At 42.5% G+C, this 23,434-nt stretch carries 24 protein-coding genes and 1 pseudogene; 17 read left to right on the top strand and 8 right to left on the bottom strand.

What is annotated here, in order from left to right:
• Positions 1–2 precede the first annotated feature (2 nt).
• The 3 genes from mnmG (at position 3) to noc (ending at position 3,595) form a co-directional block, all read left to right on the top strand.
• Positions 3–1,889, top strand: a complete 1,887-nt coding sequence (gene mnmG, locus AU387_RS07560) for a tRNA uridine-5-carboxymethylaminomethyl(34) synthesis enzyme MnmG (protein WP_059335352.1) — start codon at positions 3–5, stop codon at positions 1,887–1,889.
• A 13-nt stretch (positions 1,890–1,902) separates the two neighbouring features.
• Complete coding sequence (gene rsmG, locus AU387_RS07555; RefSeq protein ID WP_024123575.1) at positions 1,903–2,622, top strand: 16S rRNA (guanine(527)-N(7))-methyltransferase RsmG; 720 nt, start codon at positions 1,903–1,905, stop codon at positions 2,620–2,622.
• A gap of 121 nt (positions 2,623–2,743) precedes the next feature.
• Positions 2,744–3,595 carry a nucleoid occlusion protein gene (gene noc, locus AU387_RS07550; protein WP_003219249.1) on the top strand — a complete coding sequence of 284 codons (852 nt, stop codon included), beginning with the start codon at positions 2,744–2,746 and terminating at the stop codon, positions 3,593–3,595.
• A 43-nt stretch (positions 3,596–3,638) separates the two neighbouring features.
• Here the strand turns inward: noc and AU387_RS07545 are convergent, their stop codons facing one another.
• Positions 3,639–4,079 carry a PH domain-containing protein gene (locus tag AU387_RS07545; protein ID WP_059335351.1) on the bottom strand — a complete coding sequence of 147 codons (441 nt, stop codon included), beginning with the start codon at positions 4,077–4,079 and terminating at the stop codon, positions 3,639–3,641.
• Positions 4,080–4,327: 248 nt separating this feature from the next.
• Here AU387_RS07545 and soj point away from each other — a divergent pair, with 248 nt between their 5' ends.
• A complete protein-coding gene (gene soj, locus AU387_RS07540; protein WP_010332665.1) occupies positions 4,328–5,089 on the top strand; it encodes a sporulation initiation inhibitor protein Soj in 762 nt (253 codons plus the stop codon).
• Entirely contained in the window at positions 5,082–5,930 is an 849-nt protein-coding gene (gene spo0J / locus AU387_RS07535) for a stage 0 sporulation protein Spo0J (RefSeq protein WP_044160288.1), read from the top strand. Before soj ends, spo0J begins: the two co-directional genes overlap by 8 nt.
• A gap of 38 nt (positions 5,931–5,968) precedes the next feature.
• Here spo0J and yyaC read toward each other — a convergent pair whose 3' ends face one another.
• The gene (yyaC, locus tag AU387_RS07530) at positions 5,969–6,586 is read right to left on the bottom strand and encodes a spore protease YyaC (RefSeq protein ID WP_044160286.1); all 618 of its coding nucleotides are present in this window, start codon (positions 6,584–6,586) and stop codon (positions 5,969–5,971) included.
• A gap of 507 nt (positions 6,587–7,093) precedes the next feature.
• Between yyaC and AU387_RS07525 the strand changes: the two genes are divergently transcribed.
• The 11 genes from AU387_RS07525 (at position 7,094) to AU387_RS07475 (ending at position 15,760) form a co-directional block, all read left to right on the top strand.
• Positions 7,094–8,110 carry a YkvI family membrane protein gene (locus tag AU387_RS07525; RefSeq protein WP_059335350.1) on the top strand — a complete coding sequence of 339 codons (1,017 nt, stop codon included), beginning with the start codon at positions 7,094–7,096 and terminating at the stop codon, positions 8,108–8,110.
• 93 nt (positions 8,111–8,203) lie between these two features.
• A complete protein-coding gene (locus AU387_RS07520; protein ID WP_044160282.1) occupies positions 8,204–8,410 on the top strand; it encodes a DUF951 domain-containing protein in 207 nt (68 codons plus the stop codon).
• A gap of 50 nt (positions 8,411–8,460) precedes the next feature.
• A complete protein-coding gene (locus AU387_RS07515) occupies positions 8,461–10,464 on the top strand; it encodes a molybdopterin-dependent oxidoreductase (protein ID WP_059335349.1) in 2,004 nt (667 codons plus the stop codon).
• 126 nt (positions 10,465–10,590) lie between these two features.
• Positions 10,591–11,691: a redox-regulated ATPase YchF gene (gene ychF, locus AU387_RS07510; protein WP_059335348.1), complete on the top strand. Its 1,101-nt coding sequence runs from the start codon at positions 10,591–10,593 to the stop codon at positions 11,689–11,691.
• A 110-nt stretch (positions 11,692–11,801) separates the two neighbouring features.
• Complete coding sequence (gene rpsF / locus AU387_RS07505) at positions 11,802–12,089, top strand: 30S ribosomal protein S6 (protein WP_010332658.1); 288 nt, start codon at positions 11,802–11,804, stop codon at positions 12,087–12,089.
• A 40-nt stretch (positions 12,090–12,129) separates the two neighbouring features.
• Positions 12,130–12,648, top strand: coding sequence for a single-stranded DNA-binding protein SsbA (ssbA, locus tag AU387_RS07500; protein ID WP_010332657.1), 519 nt, complete (start codon positions 12,130–12,132; stop codon positions 12,646–12,648).
• A 42-nt stretch (positions 12,649–12,690) separates the two neighbouring features.
• Positions 12,691–12,930 carry a 30S ribosomal protein S18 gene (gene rpsR / locus AU387_RS07495; RefSeq protein WP_010332656.1) on the top strand — a complete coding sequence of 80 codons (240 nt, stop codon included), beginning with the start codon at positions 12,691–12,693 and terminating at the stop codon, positions 12,928–12,930.
• Positions 12,931–12,995: 65 nt separating this feature from the next.
• A complete protein-coding gene (gene xth / locus AU387_RS07490; protein ID WP_059335347.1) occupies positions 12,996–13,754 on the top strand; it encodes an exodeoxyribonuclease III in 759 nt (252 codons plus the stop codon).
• A gap of 60 nt (positions 13,755–13,814) precedes the next feature.
• Positions 13,815–14,750: a transcriptional regulator CcpB gene (gene ccpB, locus AU387_RS07485; RefSeq protein WP_059335346.1), complete on the top strand. Its 936-nt coding sequence runs from the start codon at positions 13,815–13,817 to the stop codon at positions 14,748–14,750.
• A 56-nt stretch (positions 14,751–14,806) separates the two neighbouring features.
• Positions 14,807–15,187: a VOC family protein gene (locus AU387_RS07480; RefSeq protein ID WP_059335345.1), complete on the top strand. Its 381-nt coding sequence runs from the start codon at positions 14,807–14,809 to the stop codon at positions 15,185–15,187.
• A gap of 18 nt (positions 15,188–15,205) precedes the next feature.
• Positions 15,206–15,760 (top strand): maltose acetyltransferase domain-containing protein, encoded by a 555-nt coding sequence (locus tag AU387_RS07475; RefSeq protein WP_059335344.1) that lies wholly within the window; start codon positions 15,206–15,208, stop codon positions 15,758–15,760.
• A gap of 30 nt (positions 15,761–15,790) precedes the next feature.
• On the opposite strand, the gene AU387_RS07470 is transcribed toward AU387_RS07475, so the two are convergent.
• Positions 15,791–17,143, bottom strand: a complete 1,353-nt coding sequence (locus AU387_RS07470) for an MFS transporter (RefSeq protein ID WP_059335343.1) — start codon at positions 17,141–17,143, stop codon at positions 15,791–15,793.
• Positions 17,144–17,371: 228 nt separating this feature from the next.
• Between AU387_RS07470 and AU387_RS07465 the strand changes: the two genes are divergently transcribed.
• A complete protein-coding gene (locus tag AU387_RS07465) occupies positions 17,372–18,271 on the top strand; it encodes a CPBP family intramembrane glutamic endopeptidase (RefSeq protein WP_059335342.1) in 900 nt (299 codons plus the stop codon).
• Here AU387_RS07465 and AU387_RS07460 read toward each other — a convergent pair.
• From AU387_RS07460 to AU387_RS07440, 5 genes and pseudogenes are all read right to left on the bottom strand, one after another.
• A complete protein-coding gene (locus AU387_RS07460) occupies positions 18,268–20,337 on the bottom strand; it encodes a thioredoxin domain-containing protein (protein WP_059335341.1) in 2,070 nt (689 codons plus the stop codon). The genes AU387_RS07465 and AU387_RS07460 overlap by 4 nt on opposite strands.
• 71 nt (positions 20,338–20,408) lie before the next feature.
• Positions 20,409–21,326: a DMT family transporter gene (locus AU387_RS07455; protein WP_059335340.1), complete on the bottom strand. Its 918-nt coding sequence runs from the start codon at positions 21,324–21,326 to the stop codon at positions 20,409–20,411.
• The gene (locus AU387_RS07450) at positions 21,323–21,697 is read right to left on the bottom strand and encodes a MerR family transcriptional regulator (RefSeq protein WP_232460831.1); all 375 of its coding nucleotides are present in this window, start codon (positions 21,695–21,697) and stop codon (positions 21,323–21,325) included. The genes AU387_RS07455 and AU387_RS07450 overlap by 4 nt, the downstream gene beginning before the upstream one ends.
• 816 nt (positions 21,698–22,513) lie before the next feature.
• Positions 22,514–22,645, bottom strand: a pseudogene (locus tag AU387_RS21480) (AraC family transcriptional regulator); the annotation flags it as partial.
• A 17-nt stretch (positions 22,646–22,662) separates the two neighbouring features.
• Positions 22,663–23,352 (bottom strand): DUF554 domain-containing protein, encoded by a 690-nt coding sequence (locus AU387_RS07440; protein ID WP_059335338.1) that lies wholly within the window; start codon positions 23,350–23,352, stop codon positions 22,663–22,665.
• Positions 23,353–23,434: the final 82 nt, after the last annotated feature.

The raw sequence follows: 23,434 nt of genomic DNA, 5'->3' as shown, positions 1-23,434 counted from the left end.
TCATGGGGTATGAAGCAGGCCAATACGATGTGATAGTGATTGGCGCCGGGCATGCCGGTGTTGAGGCTGCCCTCGCATCAGCACGTCAAGGCGCCAAAACGCTTGTCTTGACCATCAACTTAGATATGGTTGCGTTTATGCCATGTAATCCGTCTGTCGGCGGCCCTGCAAAAGGGATTGTCGTCCGCGAAATTGACGCGCTTGGCGGAGAAATGGGCAGAAATATTGATAAAACGCATATTCAAATGAGAATGCTGAATACAGGAAAAGGTCCTGCTGTCCGTGCGCTGCGTGCGCAAGCAGATAAATTCCAATATCAGCATGAAATGAAAAATACGCTTGAAAAAGAACCAAACTTAACGCTGCTGCAAGGAATTGTAGAGCGTCTGATCATTGAAGACGGCGAGTGCCGCGGTGTCATTACACAAACCGGTGCGAATTACCGCGCGAAAGCAGTTGTTATGACGACAGGAACATATTTGAGAGGACGTATCATTCTCGGTGATCTTTCTTACTCAAGCGGTCCGAACAACCAGCAGCCTTCTATTAAGCTTTCTGAGCATTTGGAAGAACTGGGCTTCGACCTTGTTCGTTTTAAAACAGGTACGCCGCCTCGCGTCAAAAGCGACACGATTGATTACAGCAAAACGGAAATTCAGCCTGGTGACGAAGTGCCTCGCGCTTTCTCATATGAAACGGTTGAATATATCACAGATCAGCTTCCTTGCTGGCTGACATATACGAGCCCTGAGACACATGAAATTATTGACAGCAACCTGCACCGTTCGCCGATGTATTCCGGTATGATCAAAGGTACAGGTCCGAGATACTGCCCGTCAATTGAAGATAAAGTTGTTCGTTTTAATGATAAACCGCGTCATCAAATTTTCCTTGAGCCAGAAGGCAGAAATACGCAGGAAGTTTATGTTCAAGGTTTGTCTACTAGTCTTCCAGAGGACGTGCAGCAAAGAATGCTTGCAACGATTCCGGGTCTGGAAAACGTTCAAATGATGAGAGCCGGCTATGCGATTGAGTACGATGCGATTGTACCGACTCAGCTATGGCCGACGCTTGAAACGAAGAAAATTACCAATCTCTACACTGCTGGCCAAATTAACGGAACATCCGGTTATGAAGAAGCTGCAGGACAAGGGATTATGGCGGGAATCAATGCAGGACGAAAAGCGCTTGGAAAAGAAGAAGTGATTCTAAGCCGTTCTGACGCCTACATTGGTGTTCTCATTGATGACCTTGTGACGAAAGGGACAAATGAGCCATACCGTCTTTTGACATCTCGCGCTGAATACAGATTGCTTCTTCGTCATGACAATGCAGATCTGCGTCTGACAGAAATCGGCCACCGCATTGGATTGATTTCTGATGAACGATTTGCGGCTTTTGAGAAGAAAAAAGCGGCGATCGAAGCGGAGAAAAAACGTCTGCATTCTGTGATTATCAAGCCGTCTCCAGAAAATCAAGAATATATCCGTTCTCTTGGCGGAAGCGAATTGAAAGATGGGGTACGCGGCACAGACTTGATGAAACGTCCTGAAATGAACTATGAAACTGTTACAAAACTGGCGCCGCCAGAAGTGCTGGTTCCGCAAGAAGTGGCAGAACAAGTAGAAATTCAAGTGAAATATGAAGGGTATATTGAAAAATCCCTTCAGCAAGTGGAAAAACTGAAGAAGATGGAAAACAAAAAAATCCCTGATCGAATTGATTATGACGCAATTAAGGGGATTGCAACCGAGGCTCGTCAAAAGCTGAAAAACGTACGGCCTTTGTCTGTTGCCCAAGCTTCCCGTATTTCCGGTGTGAACCCGGCAGACATTTCAATTCTATTGGTATATTTAGAGCAGGGCCGCATTGCCAAGATAGCCGAGTAGAAAGGATGACGGCATGAATATTGAAGAATTCACTTCTGGACTGGCGGAAAAAGGGATCTCCCTTTCTCCTCGTCAGCTGGAGCAATTTGAGCTGTATTACGATATGCTGGTTGAGTGGAATGAAAAAATCAATCTGACTTCGATTACAGAGAAAAAAGAAGTGTATCTGAAGCATTTTTATGATTCCATTACAGCTGCATTTTATGTCGACTTCAATCAGATGAATACGATTTGTGATGTCGGAGCGGGAGCGGGTTTTCCGAGTCTGCCGATTAAAATATGTTTTCCGCACCTTCATGTCACAATCGTAGATTCACTAAACAAACGAATAACGTTTTTAGAAAAGCTGTCTGAAGCTTTACAATTGGAGAATACGACATTTTGCCATGACAGAGCTGAAACATTCGGACAACGGAAGGACGTAAGGGAAAGCTATGATATCGTGACAGCGCGAGCGGTTGCGAGACTCTCTGTTTTAAGTGAGCTTTGCCTGCCTCTGGTTAAGAAAAACGGTTTATTTGTTGCATTAAAAGCCGCATCTGCTGAAGAAGAATTAAATGCGGGGAAAAAAGCAATCACAACGCTTGGAGGAGAACTTGAGAATACCCATTCCTTTAAGCTGCCTATTGAAGAAAGCGATCGTAATATTATGGTGATACGCAAGATCAAAAATACACCTAAGAAGTATCCAAGAAAACCGGGAACTCCTAATAAATCGCCAATTGAAGGGTAATTTAGACAGCCTGATATGACAATACCATCATATTTTCTTCAAAATTAATGACGGTACAGCAGGAAAAACCATGAGAAAATAGAATTATAAAAATGGCAGTTTTTAAAGGTGGTGTAGGTACATGAAGCATTCATTCTCTCGTTTCTTCGGGCTTGGTGAGAAGGAACAGGAACCGGAGATTGCTGAACATGAGACAAACAAAGAAGAGATTCTGGAAATACCGGTAAATGCTATCGTTCCCAACCGTTTTCAGCCACGCACCATTTTCTCAGATGAAAAAATCAAAGAGTTAGCAATGACCATTCATACACACGGCATTATTCAGCCGATTGTTGTCAGGCATACAGAAGAAGAGGGCCAATACGAACTCATTGCAGGTGAAAGACGCTGGAGAGCGGTGCAATCGCTCGAGTGGGAAAAGATTCCGGCCATTATTAAGGATTTTTCCGACACGGAAACCGCTTCTGTGGCGTTAATTGAAAATTTGCAACGTGAGGAATTGTCTTCGATTGAGGAAGCGCATGCCTACGCAAGGCTCCTTGAGCTTCATGATTTAACACAGGAAGCACTGGCGCAGCGTTTAGGAAAAGGGCAGTCAACGATTGCGAACAAACTGCGGCTATTAAAGCTGCCTCAGCCGGTTCAAGACGCAATCATGGAGAAGAAAATCACAGAGCGTCATGCCAGAGCGCTGATTCCCCTGAAACAGCCTGAGCTCCAAGTCACACTGCTCACAGAGATAATTGAGAAAAGCTTAAATGTAAAGCAGACAGAAGACCGCGTGGTTAAAATGCTGGAGCAAGGCCAGAGAAAACCAAAGCCTAGACGCAAAGCGTTCAGCAGGGATACTAGAATTGCAATGAACACGATTCGTCAGTCACTGTCAATGGTTGAAGACAGCGGCGTAAAATTGAATACGGAAGAAGAGGAATTTGAAGAATATATTCAATTGACGATTCGCATACCAAAATAAAAGCTCTCCTGCTGTTCAGGAGAGCTTTTTCGCTAAAAGGGAATTAATTACTTTTAGTTACGATTGTTATATTAGAATTCTTTTCTTTGAGCTTGTGGATAAATTCTTCCATGTCTTTTGGAGAAATGACTGCATGTCCCCAGCCTCCCCGATAATAAATCGTAATCGCATGCCGTGAGCCAATAAGCCGAAAACCTGACCACAGCTTCTTTTGCTGTATCACTTTGTCGATTTTTTCGTAAGGAATTTGATGTTTGATCAATCCGGCTTTAATGATCAAACGGTGCTCCTTCAATACATATTTCAGATCAATGAAACTCCAAATGATGAGCACGTTTAAAAGAGTCAGCAGAACAAAAATGATCCAGCCGGATATCCTCATATGTCCCAGCACAAAAGGAACTATGGCATCTGCTTGTATCAGTAATATGAGAAACACAATCATAAGAGTAACGGGTGCATCTCTTTTTGTTTTGTAAACCATATGATCACCGTCCTGTTTGTACTTTCTGCATTGTAACTTCTTCTTTTTTTCTATTAGAAATCCCTTTTTTAAGTCAAAAAAACATATCAGTTTAAGAATTTATAAGAGAAAGCCATAAAGCGCCGATTAAATTTTCAAATATTCCCTTCTGATAAAAAACAAAATGATGAAAAAAGTGAAACGCTTTAATCTTTTTTTGATAAAATAGAAACATGACAGTACATGTTCATGTGAAAGTAGGTGACATCGTGGGAAAAATCATAGCAATTACGAACCAAAAAGGCGGAGTCGGAAAAACAACGACGTCTGTCAACCTTGGAGCATGCTTAGCTTACATAGGGAAAAGGGTTCTGCTGGTAGATATTGATCCGCAGGGGAATGCAACGAGCGGATTGGGGATTGAAAAAGCCGATGTAGATCAGTGTGTGTACGATATTTTAGTAGATGATGCAGATGTAATAGATATTATTAAAGCAACTTCAGTAGAGAATTTGGATGTGATTCCTGCGACGATACAGCTTGCAGGAGCTGAGATCGAGCTGGTTCCGACAATTTCAAGAGAAGTGAGACTTAAGAGAGCGCTTGAAGCAGTGAAGCAGAATTATGATTATATAATTATTGATTGTCCTCCGTCATTGGGATTGTTGACAATTAACGCGTTGACTGCTTCAGATTCAGTTGTCATTCCTGTACAGTGCGAATACTATGCCTTGGAGGGACTGAGCCAATTATTAAATACCGTACGTCTTGTGCAAAAGCATTTGAATACTGATTTAATGATTGAAGGCGTATTGCTGACGATGCTTGATGCCCGGACAAATCTTGGCATTCAAGTGATTGAAGAGGTAAAAAAATACTTTAGAGATAAAGTATATCAGACTGTTATTCCGCGTAATGTACGTCTGAGTGAGGCACCGAGTCACGGTAAACCCATCATTTTATACGATCCGCGGTCAAGAGGTGCGGAAGTATATTTAGATTTAGCAAAGGAAGTGGCTGCGAATGGCTAAAGGCCTTGGAAAAGGGATTAATGCGTTGTTTAATCAGGTTGATTTGTCTGAAGAGACAGTTGAGGAAATCAAAGTTACCGATTTACGCCCTAATCCTTATCAGCCAAGAAAACACTTTGACGACGAAGCTCTGGCTGAGCTCAAAGAATCTGTGCTGCAGCATGGCATTCTCCAGCCGCTTATCGTCAGAAAATCTTTAAAAGGCTATGATATCGTTGCGGGTGAACGGCGCTTTCGGGCGGCAAAGCTTGCAGGTTTAGAAACAGTTCCAGCGATTGTCCGTGAATTATCAGAGGCGTTAATGAGAGAAATTGCTTTACTGGAAAACCTTCAGCGTGAGGATTTATCACCGCTGGAAGAGGCTCAGGCTTATGACTCTTTGCTCAAACACTTAGATGTCACGCAAGAGCAGCTTGCAAAACGTCTCGGAAAAAGCAGACCGCATATTGCCAACCATTTAAGATTGCTGACATTGCCTGAGAACATTCAGCAGCTGATTGCGGAAGGCACGCTCTCTATGGGGCATGGCCGCACACTTCTTGGTTTGAAAAATAAAAACAAGCTTGAACCGCTTGTGCAAAAAGTGATTGCAGAACAGCTTAACGTTCGCCAGCTTGAGCAGCTGATTCAGCAATTAAATCAGAATGTTCCACGTGAAACAAAGAAAAAAGAGCCTGTAAAAGATGCGATTATCAAAGAACGGGAATCGTATCTCCAAAATTATTTTGGTACAACAGTAAATATTAAGAGACAAAAGAAAAAAGGCAAAATCGAAATTGAGTTTTTCTCCAATGAGGATCTTGAACGGATCTTAGAGCTTTTATCAGAACGAGAATCGTAATGAAAGAAAACCATCTCTATTGAAGATGGTTTTTTGTTTTATAATCGTCCTGTGAGTCTTTGCAGCGGACTAAGCCGTTCCTGCCGCCACTCTGTTCGATCTGTTAAACTCAGTCCTTCAGCAAGAACATTTGCCATATTCATGACCAAGTGAAGTCTTGTATTTTGTAAAACAAAGTACTCCATGAAACCGCTCACATTTACAATTCCATTCACATGGAGATCTCCTACCTCAGGAAGATCCTTCTGTACACCGGCACCAGGCTTTAGTGGGCCATCTCCGATCTGGAATGAACCTACGCTTTTCACACGCCCTAAGCAAGCATCCACTGCTACAATAAATGGGTTTTTATGTAATTTGTGAATTTCCATCAATTTGTCCTTCATGTTTACAGCATGCACAGGATCAGACAGAGTGCCGTAGACGTGGAATCTGGTGAGCTGCATCTGTTTGAGTTTCATTCCTACGAGCGGGCCTAATGAGTCACCAGTTGAACGGTCTGTTCCGATACAAACCACAACAATCGGTCTGCCGGCAGCTTTACGTAAGGATGAAGAAAGAATCGTTTGTATTTGTTTTGCTGCAGCTGTATCTGTATGTGAAACATATTGCTTTACTCGTTCCTGAGAAGAAAAAAGCCCGCCTTTTCGATTCATAGGTTTCACTTCCTTGTTAGGTATCGGAATTGCTAGGGATGTGTTTTTTTGGTATGTAAGGTTGTTTACATTATATCCAGCAGTTAGGTTTTTTATGCTTTGTGTCTGTTTAATGATTTTGGATACAAAGAGGAGAAGATAGAGGTTATTTACAAGTATTGTGCCGCAGCGCTTCAGGTGAAGCAAGATACGGTCTGCTGTTTTGGTAAAAGGAATCATTAATATGCGGAACGCCTAATGAAGATTACGATAAGATTGGAATAACTGAATGATTGAAAATGATATCTTGGTGAAGAAGCGTATAAAGGAATGGTAAAGAAAGCGGAGGATGGGATTCTATGTTTTGACTGTCTGTTTAGGCAGTCTTTTTTTATGTGTATTTTGTATGGTATTTTCAAATTCAACCATTATTTTTTGTTTTCCTATGAAAATAGGCATTTTTGTTATTAGTGCTCTATATAGTAACAATAACGGAAACAAGCTGAACTCTGTACTTATGAGGTGATAATGTTGTGGAGAGCTGGAATGAGGTGGATGCTGCTTATATTAGGCAGCCTGATCGGCGCCGGATATGCAAGCGGTCAGGAGATATGGCAGTTTTTTGGCGCAGAAAGCGGACTGGCTATTGTGCTGTTTACAGTGATGTTCATTTTCTCGTCTTATATTGTGATGAAAATCAGTTTTAAGGTTCAATCCACTCACTTTCTTCCGGTTCTTGAACATTTAATGGGGCCGTGGCTGGCGAAAATTTATGATATTCTCATTGTCTTTTATTTATTTTCTACAACCATGGTGATGATCGCCGGAGGCGGAGTGACGCTGCAAATGTACAAGCTCCCTTTTTGGTGGGGAATTGCGCTGCTTTGCATCGTGACGGTGTTTTTATTTTTCTGGGATGTGAAAGGGATTTTATCTGTGAATGGCATTTTAATTCCTATTTTAGTTGCCGGGCTGATGTATGCGTTATTTTCATTTCAGAGCACTCATCACCATACGTGGACGATAGATTTGAGCCGGCAGTATAACTGGCCTGCCAGCATAACGTTTACTTCTTTAAATATTCTTTCGGTTGTCGCGATTTTATCGTCTGTCGGGAAAGAAATGAAAGGGCTGGGGGAAGCTAAAATCGCCAGTGTGGCCAGCGGTCTTATTTTTGGCGTGATCTCTTTTGTATATAATGAAACGTTGGTAGAGCTGGCTGGCTCCCTTTCTCAATTTGAAATTCCGCTATTTGCCATTCTGGAGGGTGCCCCTTATCTTCTTTTTTTATGTATGACTGCGGTGCTGTGCCTTGCCATATATACGACGACGGTGGCTGGTTTATTCGGATTGTCCAGCCGGCTGATGGCTTTTCTTCACATGCCGAGATGGATAATCGTATTGATTCTGTTAGTGTTGATGGTGCCTTTTACTTCTTTCGGTTTTTCCGATTTAATCGCTTTTTTATATCCCATTTATGGAATGCTGAATCTTTATCTATTAGTTTGTTTGCTGTTATACCCTATTTTAAGTAAATGGAAATAAGAGGATTCCTTTCTTTTTGGGTATGATGATTGCTCTAATGATCAGTTTTTTTGTACAATAGATTCAGCAGTTTATGAAGAGAGGTGAAGGGTCTTGGCGGATAAAGACTTTGGCCTGAAAGATATTGTAGAAATGAAGAAACCGCACCCATGCGGAGTAAACAGATGGAAAATTATACGTATGGGAATGGATATTCGGATTAAGTGTGAGGGTTGCTCTCACAGCGTGATGATTCCGAGAAAAGAATTTGAAAGAAAAGTAAAAAAAGTACTGGTCAAGCATGAGGAGCCTACTTCATAAAAAGGCTGACACTCATGCTTTTTCATATAGAAGGTAAGGAGAAGACGGCGATGAGCAAAGTGCATCAGTCAGCATGCCCTCTGAATTGCTGGGACAGCTGCGGTTTTGTGGTGACTGTTGATGACGGAAAGGTAACAAAAGTGGACGGAGATCCAAACCATCCGATTACGGAAGGGAAAATCTGCGGCCGCGGCAGAATGCTAGAAACGAAAACAAATTCGCCTGATCGGCTTCGCTATCCGATGAAAAAACAAAATGGCGAGTTTGTGCGGATTTCCTGGGAGCAGGCTCTTGATGAAATCGCCGATAAACTTCGGGACATTAAGGAGACGTCAGAAACAACAGCAGTTTTGCACAGCCATGATTATGCCAATAACGGTTTGTTAAAAGCGCTAGATCAGCGTTTTTTTAATGCGTATGGCGGTGTGACAGAGATTGTCGGAAGCATTTGCTGGGGCTCGGGTATAGAGGCGCAAAGCTGGGATTTCGGCCGTTCGTATGGGCACGGGCCGCTTGATATTTACAACAGCAAACACGTCGTTGTGTGGGGCAGAAATGTATCAAGGACAAATATGCACCTTTATCACCATTTGCAGCAGGTAAAGAAAAAGGGCGCAACGCTGATGGTGATTGATCCGATTTTTAATCCGACAGCAAAACTGGCTGACCGTTATATTTCTGTAAAGCCGGGAATGGATGGCTGGCTTGCCGCGGCTGTTTTGAAGGTTCTGATCGAGACGGGAAGAACGGATGAGGATTTTATTTCTCAGCATTCTGTCGGGTTTGATGATGTAAAAGAGCTTTTGAGCACGGTTTCTCTCGAGGAGTTTACTGCGAAAACAGAAACTACGATGGAAGAGCTGGAGTTTCTTGCAGGTCTGTATGCGGATGGTCCAGTGTCTACTTTTATGGGGCTTGGTATGCAGCGGTACAAAAATGGCGGCGGGACGATTCGCTGGATTGATGCGCTTGTTGCGGCAAGCGGAAACGTTGGGATTAAAGGCGGCGGTGCAAATTTTGGCAATGTCCAGATTGGTGAAAGCTTTGCAAAAACGAAGCTGGCGCTGCCGGAATTAAAAACGGAATCACGTTCTTTTTCAATGATGACACAGGCTGAAGAGGTTTTAACCGCTGATGATCCTGCGATCGAGATGATTATCGTGACATGCGGGAACCCGCTGACTCAGGTGCCGAATACCAATAAAGTAAGACAGGTGTTTGAAAAGGTTCCGGTGACAGTAGCGATTGATTCCATCATGACCGATACGGCAAAGCTGTGCGACTATGTTTTGCCCACTGCCACTGTTTTTGAAGAAGAGGATATTTATTATTCCAGTATGTACCATCATTATGTTCAGTATGGGAAGAAGCTGGTGGAACCGCAGGGTGAAGCGAAGTCAGACAGATGGATATGGTCAGAGCTTGCAAAGCGCCTTGGATTTGGAGAGCTTTTTGAACACAGTACTGAAGACCTTTTGGAGATGGGGCTTTCTTCATTGGAGGCAGACGGTGTAACGCTTGAGCACTTGAAAGAAAAAGGCCACCTCCCGCTTCCGGTTAAACAGGTGCCGTGGGATGACTTTACGTTTCTGACGCCAAGCGGAAAATTTGAGTTCACCTCGTCTTTAGCTGAAGAAAAAGGATTTAGCGGTGCACTTCAATTGGAAGTGCCTGAGGAGTCTGTTTACCATAACGAAGAACTTGCCGAAAAATACCCTTACACGCTTTTGTCCATTCATCCGCAGCGCTCTAATCATTCACAGCATGTTCCGTTCATCGAGAAGCTTCAGCACATACAGGTTGATATTTCTTCAGATATAGCGGCTGAGCAGAATCTTCAGGATGGAGACGAGGTTGTCATTTTCAATGATCGGGGCCGTTTGAATGGTAAAGTTAAAGTGATGAAACAGGCTCATCCGAAGACGATAAATATAGATGAAGGCATGTGGGCGGCTTTTGGCGGCTCCGTTAATACGCTGACAAATGATACAAATTCTGATAATGGAATGGGAAGTACGCTTTTTGACTGTTTAGTGGGCTTGAAAAAAGCATAATGAGAGGGTTCAGCAGGCTGAAAATGCTTTTTTGTCAGCTTGTCTTTTCCAGTGAACCTCCTTATAATTGCTCTAGGTTCAAAATACGTTAATGCAATGACGGTTTTATATAGAGGAGATGAAAGAATGGCTTTAACAGCTGGAATTGTCGGTTTGCCGAACGTCGGGAAATCAACATTATTTAACGCAATTACACAGGCCGGTGCCGAATCAGCCAACTACCCGTTCTGTACAATTGATCCGAACGTGGGAATTGTAGAAGTACCGGACGATCGTCTGCGAAAGCTGACTGAGCTGGTCAAACCGAAGAAGACTGTGCCGACTGCTTTTGAATTCACTGATATTGCAGGAATCGTAAAAGGCGCGTCTAAAGGAGAAGGTCTCGGTAACAAATTCCTTTCTCATATTCGCCAGGTTGACGCGATCTGCCACGTTGTCCGTGCTTTTTTTGATGATAATATTACACACGTTTCCGGTAAAGTTGATCCGATTGATGATATCGAAACGATCAATCTTGAGCTGATTCTCGCTGATATGGAAACAGTTGAAAAGCGGATTACACGTGTCAGCAAGCTTGCAAAGCAAAAAGATAAAGAGGCTGTGTTTGAGTTTGACATTTTGTCTAAACTGAAAGAAGCGTTTGAAAATGAAAAGCCTGCTCGTTCTGTTGAGTTTACTGAAGAGCAGCAAAAGCTTGTAAAGCAGCTTCATTTGCTGACTTCAAAGCCTATTTTGTATGTTGCGAATGTAAGTGAAGAGGAAGTGGCTGATCCGTCTGGCAATGAATATGTAGCGAAGATTCGTGAATACGCTGCCGGCGAAAACGCAGAAGTCATCGTTGTTTGTGCGAAGATTGAATCTGAAATCGCTGAGCTTGAAGGCGATGAAAAGCAAATGTTCCTTGAAGAGCTGGGAATTGAAGAGTCAGGTCTTGATCAGCTGATTAAAGCATCTTACTCTCTGCTTGGGCTGGCAACATATTTCACAGCCGGTGAGCAGGAAGTCAGAGCTTGGACATTCAAAAAAGGCATGAAGGCCCCAGAATGCGCTGGAATTATTCATAGTGACTTTGAACGCGGCTTCATTCGCGCTGAAACGGTTGCTTATGATGATCTTCTTGCGGGCGGAGGCATGGCAGGAGCGAAGGAAGCCGGAAAAGTCCGTCTTGAAGGAAAAGACTACGTGGTAAAAGACGGAGATGTTATTCATTTCCGATTTAATGTATAGGATGCAGTTGTAAAGGGACAAGAGCTTTGGTATAATATAAAATTGTGAGTAATAGAATTATTGCTCCTTGCCCATTACGGGCCGCTTAGTCCAAAAGGAGGTGCAAACAGATGAGAAAGTACGAAGTTATGTACATTATCCGCCCAAACATTGACGACGAGTCTAAAAAAGCAGTTATCGAGCGTTTCAGCAACGTTCTGACTTCTAACGGTGCGGAGATCACTGGAACAAAGGATTGGGGTAAACGTCGTCTTGCTTACGAAATCAACGATTTCCGCGACGGTTTCTACCAAATCGTAAATGTTCAAGCTGATGCTGCGGCAGTTCAAGAATTTGACCGTCTAGCTAAGATCAGTGATGATATCATTCGCCACATTGTTGTTAAAGAAGAAGAATAAGCAATTTTGAAATATATAATGGTAAAAGGTGGTCTTTCTTATGCTTAACCGAGTTGTATTAGTCGGAAGACTGACAAAAGACCCAGAGCTTCGTTATACGCCAAACGGTGCGGCTGTTGCCACGTTTACTCTTGCTGTGAATCGTACATTTACGAACCAGTCTGGAGAACGTGAGGCCGATTTCATTAATTGTGTCACTTGGAGAAGACAAGCCGAAAACGTTGCAAACTTCCTGAAAAAAGGAAGCCTTGCAGGCGTAGATGGCCGTTTACAAACAAGAAACTATGAAAACCAGCAAGGGCAGCGTGTCTTCGTGACCGAGGTCCAAGCTGAAAGTGTTCAATTTCTTGAGCCGAAAAGCGGCGGCGGTTCTGGTTCAGGTGGATACAACGAAGGAAACAGCGGCGGAGGCCAGTACTTTGGCGGAGGCCAAAATGATAATCCATTCGGGGGAAATCAAAACAACCAGAGACGCAATCAGGGGAACAGCTTTAATGATGACCCATTTGCCAACGACGGCAAGCCGATTGACATCTCGGATGATGATCTTCCATTCTAATGAGAATATCGCTAAATTGACAAAGAAAGGAGGGAAATGACAATGGCAGGAGGACGCAGAGGCGGTCGTGCGAAGCGCCGTAAAGTGTGTTATTTCACTTCTAACGGTATCACGCACATCGACTACAAAGATGTAGATCTTCTTAGAAAGTTTGTTTCTGAGCGCGGTAAAATTTTACCACGTCGTGTAACTGGAACAAACGCTAAATACCAACGTAAATTGACTGCAGCGATCAAACGCGCTCGTCAAATGGCTTTACTTCCATACGTAACTGGTGAGTAAGCTGATACGTAAAGAGCAAGGACCTTCGGGTTCTTGCTCTTTTTTATAGGGGGGATGAAACAAATATGAAGCTGATTTCTTGGAATGTAAACGGCCTGCGGGCTGTCATGAGAAAGGTGGATTTCTTTTCTTATCTGAAGGAAGAGGATGCAGATATCATATGTCTTCAGGAAACAAAGATACAGGATGGCCAGGTTGATGTTCAGCCTGAAGGCTATCATGTGTATTGGAACTATGCTGTGAAAAAAGGATATTCCGGCACGGCTGTTTTTTCAAAACAAGAGCCGCTGCGTGTCATGTACGGAATCGGAATAGAAGAGCATGATCAAGAGGGCAGAGTGATTACGCTGGAATTTGAAAACGTGTATGTGATGACCGTTTACACGCCTAATGCAAAAAGAGGGCTGGAACGCATTGATTACCGTTTGCAATGGGAAGAGGCTTTATTAGCGTTTATTCTCGAATTGGACAAGAAAAAACCGGTTATCCTGTGCGGTGATTTAAATGTGGCTCATCAGGAAATTGATTTGAAGAATCCAAAAGCAAACCGGAATAACGCGGGTTTTTCTGATCAAGAAAGAGGAGCATTCACTCGTTTCTTGGAAGCCGGCTTTATCGACTCATTCCGTTATTTATACCCTGATCTGGAAGGCGCTTATTCCTGGTGGTCGTATCGTGCGGGTGCCCGGGACAGAAATATCGGCTGGCGTCTGGATTACTTTATTGTTTCTGAGAGTCTTAAGGGGCAGATTGATGATGCCAAGATATCAGCACACGTCTTGGGCTCCGACCATTGCCCTGTTGAACTTACGATCAATATATGATGAGATAGCAGTAAGGATTGAGACTTACTGCTTTTTTTATGATGAAAAAAGGAGAAAGAGATGGCAAACATAAAAGAGATTGCGAGATTGGCGAATGTATCTGTTTCGACTGTGTCACGTGTACTGAATCATCATCCGTATGTGTCTGAAGAAAAAAGGAAGCTGGTGCGTCAAGTCATGGAGGAATTAGACTACACACCGAATCGAACTGCGATCGATCTTATTCGCGGCAAGACTCAAACGATCGGTGTAATCCTGCCTTACAGCGATCACCCTTGCTTTGATAAAATCGTAAACGGCATCACAAAGGCGGCATTTAGACATGAATATGCAACAACCCTTCTCCCTACCAACTATAACCCCGACATTGAAATCAAATATGTAGAGCTGTTAAGAATGAAAAAAGTAGATGGCCTTATTATTACATCACGAGCCAATCATTGGGACAGTATGATAGCCTATCAAGAATATGGACCGATTATCGCTTGTGAGGATACTGGAGACATGGATATTCCTTGTGCTTACAATGACAGAAAAGCAGCCTACATAGAAAGCTTTCGATATCTAAAGAACCGCGGACATGAACATATCGCTTTTACAAGCGTGCGAAGCGCTGACAAGAGCCCGAGTACAGCGGATAAAGCAGCGGCTTATCAGGCCGTCTATGGAAGCCTGGAGGACCGCCATATGCTGACCGGCTGTAATCATATGGACGACGGAGAGCAGGCGGGTGCGTATTTCTATACAAGCGGCCGGGCTCCAACAGCTATTTATGCAAACAGTGATGAAGTGGCAGCGGGAATTTATGTATTTGCCAAAAAGAAAGACTGGGATGTTGAGATCATTGGAGAAGGAAATTCTTCTATCAGCCGTGCCCTCTGTTTCCCATCGCTTGATCTGAATCTTGAGCAGCTGGGCACCGCAGCATTTTCGTTATTTTTGCAGGAGCGTCCCAAAGATATAAAAATTCTGCACCAATTCATGAAAAAAGCTTGAACTGAAATGCATTTCATACCTTATAACTTCATTGAAAGACAAAGGAGGAGGAAGAAATGCGTATTGAGCACACGGCCATCTGGGTCAGTGATTTAGAGCGAATGAAGGCTTTTTATGAAACGTACTTTCATGGCAAAGCCAATTCTCTTTATCATAATGAGAAGAAAGATTTTAAGTCGTATTTTATGACGTTTGATTCCGGAGCTAGGCTGGAAATCATGAAAAAAGGAGATGTGACTGATCAGCCGTCACAAACGATGACAGGCTGGGCGCATATCGCTTTTTCCACTGGAAGCAAAGAGAATGTTGATGAACTGACAGAAAGGTTAAAGCAGGACGGATTCGCTGTAGTTAGCGGCCCAAGGACGACGGGGGACGGCTACTATGAAAGCGTAATTGAAGATGAGGAAGGAAATCTAATAGAGATTACTATTTAAAATCTTGGAGTGACTTGAATGCTGACAGAAAAAGAAAAAATGGCAGCCGGAGAATTATACAATTCGGAAGACCGAGAATTATCACTAGAGCGTAAACATGCGAGAAATCTGATTAAACAATATAACGAATCACCAGAAGATGAGTCAGTGCGAACGGAACTTTTGAAAAATCTGCTGGGTTCGATCGGTGATCAAGTCACCATTTTGCCGACATTCCGCTGTGATTACGGCTATCACATTCATATGGGGGATCGTACATTTGTTAATTTTGACTGTGTCATTCTTGATGTTTGTGAAGTTCGTATAGGGCGTGATTGTTTGATTGCTCCAGGGGTGCATATCTACACGGCAGGTCACCCTCTCGACCCGCTTGAAAGGAAGTCGGGGAAGGAGTTCGGTAAGCCTGTTACAATAGGAGATAATGTTTGGATTGGCGGCCGGGCAGTGATAAACCCGGGAGTGACGATCGGCGATAATGCGGTGATTGCTTCGGGTTCCGTAGTGACAAAGGATGTGCCTGCGAATACGGTTGTAGGGGGAAACCCTGCGAGAAAGCTGAAGGATTTGAATTGAAATCAGTGCGGTTAACGCCGCACTGACTTTTTATATCTGCTTGGCATTCGTATTGGGACCGAAGCAGATTAACAAAATGGAGCATGCGAGCCAGCAGCCGCCTATAAAGAAAAAGACGCTGACATAGCCGAGCTGAACTGCGATAAAACCGACGAGCAATGATCCGAAGATGTTCGAAAAGCGCCCGAGCCCATAAGCTAAACCGCTGCCTGACGAGCGATATTCTGTTGGGAAAGGCTCAGATGTATACGCATATAAGTTGGATGTGAAAACCCGTTCCGTAATATTGACGATGAAACCAAACACGATAATCATGATTGGAATGAAGGTCATGCCATATAAAAGACCTGCGATGGCAGTCAGAAACGCACTGGCGGCCAATATCCACTTTCTCTGAAATTTTTCAGAAATCATTGAACCCAGCAATGCGCCGAGCGGAGCGCCGACCGAGTGCAATACGTTATACCATAATGTATTTTCCATCGTGACCCCGTTGCTTTTCAGCAGGCTGGGAACCCAGGAGGCAAAGCCGTAGAATCCAAAGGTTTCAAAAATCCATACCGCGGATAACACAATGGTTATTTTAAGGTTTCTCCCCTTTAATAATCCCGCGTAACCCGCATGTTGAACTTGTCCGCTTGAGGTTTGCGGCGCCGGAGCAGGAAGCGGGCCTTTTTCTTTTTCAACGCTTGCTTCAATCCTTTTCAGGATGGCATCGGCTTTTTCATATTCACCGCGATTTTCATGCCAGCGGGGTGATTCCTCCAGCCGCCGAATAAAGAAAAAATATATAAGACCAACAGCGCCCCACACAAAGACAAGTCTCCATCCCCATGAGCCGAGCGGAATGACAAAGGCTGATACGATATTGGTGATCGGAACGCCGATCAAGCCGATCATGGCACAGAAAGAAATATATTTTCCGCGAACACTGGACGGGAAAAATTCTGCTAAATAGCTATTGGTGATGATCATGGCAGCTGCGACGCCAAACCCAGTGAGGAAACGAAACGCCATTAAGGATGGGATGTCCCATGCCGCGGCATTGCATAACGATGCGATTGAGAAAATGAAGACAAATAGGTTCAAGGCTTTTTTTCGGCCGATTCGATCTGAAAGCCGTCCCCCAAGTGATGCTCCCAAAAACATGCCTAAAAACGAAGCAGCCGTTACATTGGCAATGGTTGAAAGCTGGATGCCCCAATGCTCGATCAGTGCCGGCGCTACATTGCTGAGAGTAAATAAATCCGCAAGATCAAAGAAGTAAACAATGCCGAGAGCGGTTAATACTTGGAAGTGGACACGTGAAATCGGGAGGCGGTCTAAACGGTTTGCCGCGTTTGAAAAAGGATATGTATGTTTCTGTTTGACGCCCGTATTCATAAAAAACCCCCTTTTTTAATAGCGGGAGAAAGACTGAACATTCCCCTCTTGGCATTATTATAAGTATCATGATTCATTGGGGACAGAGTTCAAATCACTAGATGAAAGAACTAAATTCACACTTTTCGCCTTAATTTCGTTTAAAAGATTTCCAAAACAGTAGATTAATAGACCAAATTATGCAAATATATAGTAATATTCTCATTGAAAGGAAGAGTCATAGAAGGAATGAATTCATTTATCCGTCCTCTAGAAGGAAACAATACATTGTGGAGATATTTTTTCTCCTTTTTGGTGATGGTTGGCTTATTCTTTTTTGGAAGCATTGTTTATGTATTTATGATGTTATTGACTGCACTTTTAAGTCCGAATATCGCGTTTGATGTGGATACAGGTATGTTAACCGATTCTTTGGCTGATCTGTTTTTAGCTCATATCGTTTATGTATTTGCGATTCCTGGGGTTTGGCTGGCTGTTCGATTTATCCTGAAACGCCCGTTTCGGTCAGTCATTACACCGCATGCAAAAATCAACTGGCGCAGCATTTTCTTTGGCTTTCTCGCTTATTTCTTGCTGATGGCTGTGGTTCAGGGGATTGATTATGCGATTCATCCGGCGAAATACACTTTTCAGGATTTTGACGCCTCACGTTTTCTCTGGCTGCTTGTGGCAACTCTGTTATTGGTGCCGCTCCAGACTTCTGCGGAAGAACTGTTTTTTAGGGGATTTTTATTGCAGGCTTTTGGAAAAGTAATAAAGAACCCTTTTGTGTTGACGCTGATTGTCGGCGGTCTATTTGGGGTTGTACACTTTGGCAATCCTGAAATGAGTAATGGCGCTTTTTGGGCAGGCATTGAGTATGTAACAATTGGGATTCTTTTAACGTATTACACGGTCAAAACAGGCAGCCTTGAAATTTCACTTGGTGTGCATGCCGCGAATAATATGTTTTTATGTCTTTTTATTACTGAAAAAAACAGTGTATATGGAGATATTCCTTCATTATTTGCCATCACACGGGGAAATCCGATGTGGGAGACTTTCTTTACGGTTGTTGTTAATCTTTTCTTTGCGTTTATCGTTGTACAATACCATAAGAGATCAAAAAGAAAGCAGCAAGGCGTTTAATCCCTGCTGCTTTTTAATGTTTGTAAGGCTTCTTCGATGTCTGTTGTCGGCTGCTGGCAGGCGAAATTTTCACAAATATACACGGTTGTTTGATCGTCTATGATGCGATAGTCAGCCGCGAATGGCGCAATGTCTTTGCACTGGTCGGGATGCTCTGCCACCAGGATGGAATCGTTTGGAATAAAGGCCTGTTGAAGCGCGCTTGTGATTTGTTTTCTGTCTGGATCGTCCGGGCGCCCGAAAATCACAATTTCCTTTTTAGGCGTCATATGTTTTAACACACTTTGCATAAAGAAAGAGTGGCCGCTCGGGTATGCCTCGATTTCAGGCTTGAACACGGAAAACATCGTTTCGGTTTTTTCAATCAGCGACAAATCGCCTGTGACTTGCCCGAGGCGCAGAAGCTGAACGGCCGCCATGCTGTTTCCTGAAGGCACGGCGCCATCGTACACTTCTTTTTCTCTGACAATTAACGCTTCTGCGTCGTGTCCGGTAAAGTAGAACCCCCCATGCTCCTCGTCCCAAAACAAATCGATCATATCGTCTGACAGCTTCTTCGCTTTTTCTAAATATGATAGATCAAACGAGGCTTCATAGAGGTCGAGATAAGCCCATAAGAGAAAGGCATAATCGTCGATAAATCCTTTGTTTTTCACTTCGCCGTCACGATACCGAACCATCACCCGGCCGTCAATGATTACATTGTTTTCAATAAAGGTGATAGCGTCTTCAGCCAAGGTGAGGTATTGGGGTTCCTGGAATACCTTTGCCGCTTTAGCGAGACCCGCAATCATTAGTGCGTTCCATGACGTCAGCACCTTATCATCAACATGCGGATATGTTCTTTCTTCACGCGTCTCTAACAGCTTCAGTCTTGCATCTTCAAGCTTGCGGCTGAGCTCTTCTTCGGTTAAGCCGCTATCCGCTTTGATCTGTTCCCGCTTGGTGTGAATGAGGTTGGGAATGTTTTTGCCCTCAAAGTTTCCTTTTTCTGTGATGTCATACACATTGCAATACAGCGTGCCGAGATCCTCTCCGAGCGTCTTCAAGATCTCTTCTTTTGACCACACGTAGTACTTTCCTTCTTCGCCTTCTGTATCCGCGTCTAAAGCAGAGAAAAAGCTCCCGTCTTCATGGGTCATTTCCCGTTGAATAAACGTAATGATCTGCTCACAAATCTCTTTGTAACGGCTGTTTTGCGTAATTTGATAAGCTTCAGTATAGGCTGTCAGCAGGAGCGCATTGTCATACAGCATTTTTTCAAAGTGAGGGACGAGCCACTCATCATCGGTCGAATAGCGGGCAAACCCATAGCCGATATGGTCATAGATGCCTCCATTTGCCATGCTGTCCAGTGTTTTCGTGACGTTGTACAAAGCGTTTTCCTGCCCCGTCTTGTGATAATAACGGAGCAAATACATGAGCATATGAGGCATAGGAAATTTCGGCGCCTGTCCGAAGCCGCCGTAGATTGTATCGAAACCGTTGGCAAGCTGCTGGAATGTCCGATGGATCGCTGATTCGCTCAACCCCTCACTTGTTTTAGCCGCTGTTTTTGTCTGTAAATGTTTAGCGGCGTTTTCTGCAATATCCTCGACATGCTCACGATCGTTCGCAAACGTTTCTGAAAGATGCTCAAGCACGTCAACAAAGCCCGGACGATTATATTTACTCGTCTTCGGAAAATATGTACCCGCGTAAAATGGCTTCTGATCAGGCGTGATAAACACATTCAGCGGCCAGCCGCCCTGTCCGGTCATCAGTTGGCAGATTCTCATATAAACAGAATCAACATCAGGGCGCTCTTCCCGGTCCACTTTAATCGCCACAAACCGTTCATTGAGGAGACGCGCAATTTCCTCATCCTCGAAGCTTTCATGAGCCATGACGTGGCACCAATGGCATGTCGAATAGCCGATGCTGACGAGAACCGGCTTGTTTTCGCGTTTTGCTTTGTCGAAGGCTTCTTCTCCCCAAGGGTACCAGTCGACTGGATTATAAGCGTGTTGAAGCAAATAAGGTGATTTCTCAGCGATTAATCTATTGGGTCTATTGTTAGTGGGCATTGGATCACCTTCTTTCTATAATTAGTGTATATTTAACTTAACACATTTTCTCAAAAATAATCCCTGTTTCTTTATACAGCTGACTGTTCTTTAGTATTGTACTTAGGAATACGTAATACCCCCGAAGCAGTTAAAACGCCTAATATAACTAACACAGCTCCAATAACTTGAAATACTTTTATCGGTGTTCCAACGGCAAATGAAATAATCATCGTTACAACGGGAACAAGGTTGAAAAATAAAGATGTTTTATTTGCCCCAATCTCTTTAATCCCCTGATTCCACCATAGGTAACCCAAAACACTTGTAAAGAAAGCCATAAAGGCAATTGCCCCCCAAACTCCAATCGGGATGTTCGATAAAGAAACAGGGTTGGATGTAAATAAGGAAACTACTATTAAACTAATAGCACCGATAACCATCGTATAAGTGGTTGTAGATAGCGGAGTACCATCCTTTACAAACCGACGTCCAAGTACACCATAAAGTGCCCAACAAACGTTACCTGTAAAGATTATTAAGTCTCCGCCTGAAATTGATAAGGTTTTAATGGTTTCGATAGAACCTTGTGTAATGACTAGCAATACACCAATGAAAGCAAAGAATATACCGAGTACTTGTTTTTTTGTCATTTTGTCCTTTAAGATAATTCGAGCGAGAATTGCCGTTAATAAAGGATTCAGCCCCATTATTAATGCCCCGTTAACGGGAGATGTATATTTCAACCCAACAAAAAACAAGGCATTAAATCCAAAGATTCCTATAATTCCAAGAACAATGTATGAAACGGCGTTTTTCCGTAATTGACTCTTCTTTATACCTTCAGTAAAAATCAAAATGATGAGCATCACCGCAGCAGCTAAACCGAAACGCCATGCCGCTGAAGACGATGGAGAAAAATATCCAACTGTATATTTTGCAAGATTAAAAGTAGCTCCCGTGAAAATAGAGAAACCAAGTAACATCAGGTATATATTTAAATGTTTCATTTGTTTTCCACTTCCTCTTTCAAAATTGAATAATATGTATCCAGTTTTCCTTTTGTAGTAGAAATCACTTCTTCCAGCTCCCTTTTTTTAATTTCCATTTTCTCTAAGTGCTTGGTTAAAATCTCAATACGTTTATTTATAGATGGAGAGAGTTGTGCCGATTTAACATCAGAATTGATTTTTTCCAGGATGCAGCCGTCTTTGACAAACTCATTCATATCCTCCAAAGACATACCTGTTTCCTTTAAACTTTTCAGGAATGTCATGAACTGAATATCAGTCTCTGTATAAAAACGCCTTCCACTGTTTTTTCGTTTTGGTGGTGGAAGTAACCCAATCTTTTCGTAATATCTTAATGTATACGAGCTCATACTAGTCTTCTCAGCAGCTTTACTAATGGAATACAACAAACATCATCCCTCTCTTTTGATTAAAGTTAGTTTACAACTTAGAGTTAACTCTAAGTCAAGCGAATAAAAAAACCTGCTACCGCATGGTTACGGATTACAGGTTTTAAACAATGAATGACATAAAAGGTAAACTGCATTATTTGAACAAATGGTATTACCGTTTAAAATGGCTTCTGTTATCTTTTAATGGAGTACTACACGAGTTGATTATCCTAGGCCATCAATGCCGAGTTGAATAGCCTATAATCTCACTTTAAATACAAATCTTATAAAAAAATAGAGCTCAATGAAGCTCTATCCTAAGTTCACTTGTTTTTTTAACGGGGAATATATAAGTCATAACTAAAAAAACAATAATACAAATTGCAAACTGAATAAGTCTGTCTATAAACCAATAGTTAGTAAAGTTAATTTCATTTGTCACCTGAATGACAGCAAAAACAGCAAATAAAATTAGTATGAATTTAAACGACTCTTTGTTCAAATTAATCAACACTTTCTTTAGAGAATTGCAAATACAACATCTTGTGCAATTTATCCACAAGAACTAGCTACTGCATGCCAAACATACTTATCAAGATAGTCTGTTACTGTATCATATACTTCTTCTAATGGACCCTTAAGTACGATTCCGTTCCAAAAAGAAAACCATTGGGCACATGAAAGTTTGCGTTTTAATGCACTAGGAAACTTTTTATAGATTGCATCAGGTAATTTTTTCTTTACATTTTGATTTTCCGAATACCGTTATTAATTTCCGCCCTAAAGAAATATAACATCAAGCTCTCCTTTCTCTTCTGTCTGGCCTTCAGAAAAGTTCGTGGAAGCACTAATGAGTCCCAAAGGCGCTATATTAGAAAGCTTTTTAAGTTTATTTATTGCAGCTTCATCTAAACTTTCCCACAGGTTAATTGTAGATTAAGGATTTAAAATGGTAATCCAAACACATGAATAATTAAAATGACAATAGGCGGAATTAACAGTGATGGCAGGAGGTTCAAAGTTTTAAATTTTTTAATTCCCAGAATACTTAACCCTGAACTAAGGATTAATACACCGCCGACAATTGTTATTTCATTAATAAGGTCTGTATTTAATGCGCTTTCCATTAATTTTGCAAATAAATATATTGAGCCTTGCCAGGTAAATACTACAACCGCAGATGCTGCTATTCCAAAACCAAATGTGGAAGCGAGAACAATGGAAGTGATTCCATCTAATATACCGTTTGTTAGGAGATAAGTATAATCTTCATGCAGAGCAGCGTTAACAGGGCCTAATATTGACAACGAACCTATACAATATAATAAGATTGCAGTTGATAAACCTTCGGCTAAATTGCTTTTGGAGAACTTGTTGACTAAATTGTTAAATCTTAGTTCTAGATTTATGCTCTGACCAATCAATCCCCCAATAGCTAAACTGACAATAAAAAGAATTGGGTATTTACTAGTAGGCAAATGCTGTGTAAAGGCGTTGATCCCTAGTCCAACTGCGGCGAATCCCATTGCCTGCATAAGTATTTCTTGGTACTGATCTTTCATGCCTTTTTTGAATATACCTCCAATTAAACTTCCTGCAATGATCATAACTGTGTTAAAAATTGTTCCAAACATAGGCTATCTCCTCCAATAATAGTTCCTTTCAAAAAAATAAACCCTCAAGTAACTTGAGGGTCAAGTGTATGTAACAGCCATT

It is taken from the genome of Bacillus halotolerans (assembly GCF_001517105.1).
GTDB lineage: Bacteria > Bacillota > Bacilli > Bacillales > Bacillaceae > Bacillus > Bacillus halotolerans.
The sequence above is the reverse complement of the archived record's forward strand: the minus strand, read 5'-3'. Positions and strand labels throughout refer to the sequence as shown.

What these genes read in the sequence shown, in the direction of transcription:
- AU387_RS07545 (WP_059335351.1), bottom strand. Translation starts at nt 4,079, where the DNA reads ATGGTTTACAAAACAAAAAGAGATGCACCCGTTACTCTTATGATTGTG.
- noc (WP_003219249.1), top strand. Translation starts at nt 2,744, where the DNA reads ATGAAGCATTCATTCTCTCGTTTCTTCGGGCTTGGTGAGAAGGAACAG.
- AU387_RS07480 (WP_059335345.1), top strand. Translation starts at nt 14,807, where the DNA reads ATGCGTATTGAGCACACGGCCATCTGGGTCAGTGATTTAGAGCGAATG.
- xth (WP_059335347.1), top strand. Translation starts at nt 12,996, where the DNA reads ATGAAGCTGATTTCTTGGAATGTAAACGGCCTGCGGGCTGTCATGAGA.
- rpsR (WP_010332656.1), top strand. Translation starts at nt 12,691, where the DNA reads ATGGCAGGAGGACGCAGAGGCGGTCGTGCGAAGCGCCGTAAAGTGTGT.
- AU387_RS07470 (WP_059335343.1), bottom strand. Translation starts at nt 17,143, where the DNA reads ATGAATACGGGCGTCAAACAGAAACATACATATCCTTTTTCAAACGCG.
- AU387_RS07515 (WP_059335349.1), top strand. Translation starts at nt 8,461, where the DNA reads ATGAGCAAAGTGCATCAGTCAGCATGCCCTCTGAATTGCTGGGACAGC.
- AU387_RS07440 (WP_059335338.1), bottom strand. Translation starts at nt 23,352, where the DNA reads ATGTTTGGAACAATTTTTAACACAGTTATGATCATTGCAGGAAGTTTA.
- AU387_RS07455 (WP_059335340.1), bottom strand. Translation starts at nt 21,326, where the DNA reads ATGAAACATTTAAATATATACCTGATGTTACTTGGTTTCTCTATTTTC.
- AU387_RS07460 (WP_059335341.1), bottom strand. Translation starts at nt 20,337, where the DNA reads ATGCCCACTAACAATAGACCCAATAGATTAATCGCTGAGAAATCACCT.
- AU387_RS07450 (WP_232460831.1), bottom strand. Translation starts at nt 21,697, where the DNA reads ATGAGCTCGTATACATTAAGATATTACGAAAAGATTGGGTTACTTCCA.
- yyaC (WP_044160286.1), bottom strand. Translation starts at nt 6,586, where the DNA reads ATGAATCGAAAAGGCGGGCTTTTTTCTTCTCAGGAACGAGTAAAGCAA.
- rsmG (WP_024123575.1), top strand. Translation starts at nt 1,903, where the DNA reads ATGAATATTGAAGAATTCACTTCTGGACTGGCGGAAAAAGGGATCTCC.
- AU387_RS07465 (WP_059335342.1), top strand. Translation starts at nt 17,372, where the DNA reads ATGAATTCATTTATCCGTCCTCTAGAAGGAAACAATACATTGTGGAGA.
- mnmG (WP_059335352.1), top strand. Translation starts at nt 3, where the DNA reads ATGGGGTATGAAGCAGGCCAATACGATGTGATAGTGATTGGCGCCGGG.
- AU387_RS07475 (WP_059335344.1), top strand. Translation starts at nt 15,206, where the DNA reads ATGCTGACAGAAAAAGAAAAAATGGCAGCCGGAGAATTATACAATTCG.
- rpsF (WP_010332658.1), top strand. Translation starts at nt 11,802, where the DNA reads ATGAGAAAGTACGAAGTTATGTACATTATCCGCCCAAACATTGACGAC.
- ccpB (WP_059335346.1), top strand. Translation starts at nt 13,815, where the DNA reads ATGGCAAACATAAAAGAGATTGCGAGATTGGCGAATGTATCTGTTTCG.
- AU387_RS07525 (WP_059335350.1), top strand. Translation starts at nt 7,094, where the DNA reads ATGTTGTGGAGAGCTGGAATGAGGTGGATGCTGCTTATATTAGGCAGC.
- spo0J (WP_044160288.1), top strand. Translation starts at nt 5,082, where the DNA reads ATGGCTAAAGGCCTTGGAAAAGGGATTAATGCGTTGTTTAATCAGGTT.
- ychF (WP_059335348.1), top strand. Translation starts at nt 10,591, where the DNA reads ATGGCTTTAACAGCTGGAATTGTCGGTTTGCCGAACGTCGGGAAATCA.
- ssbA (WP_010332657.1), top strand. Translation starts at nt 12,130, where the DNA reads ATGCTTAACCGAGTTGTATTAGTCGGAAGACTGACAAAAGACCCAGAG.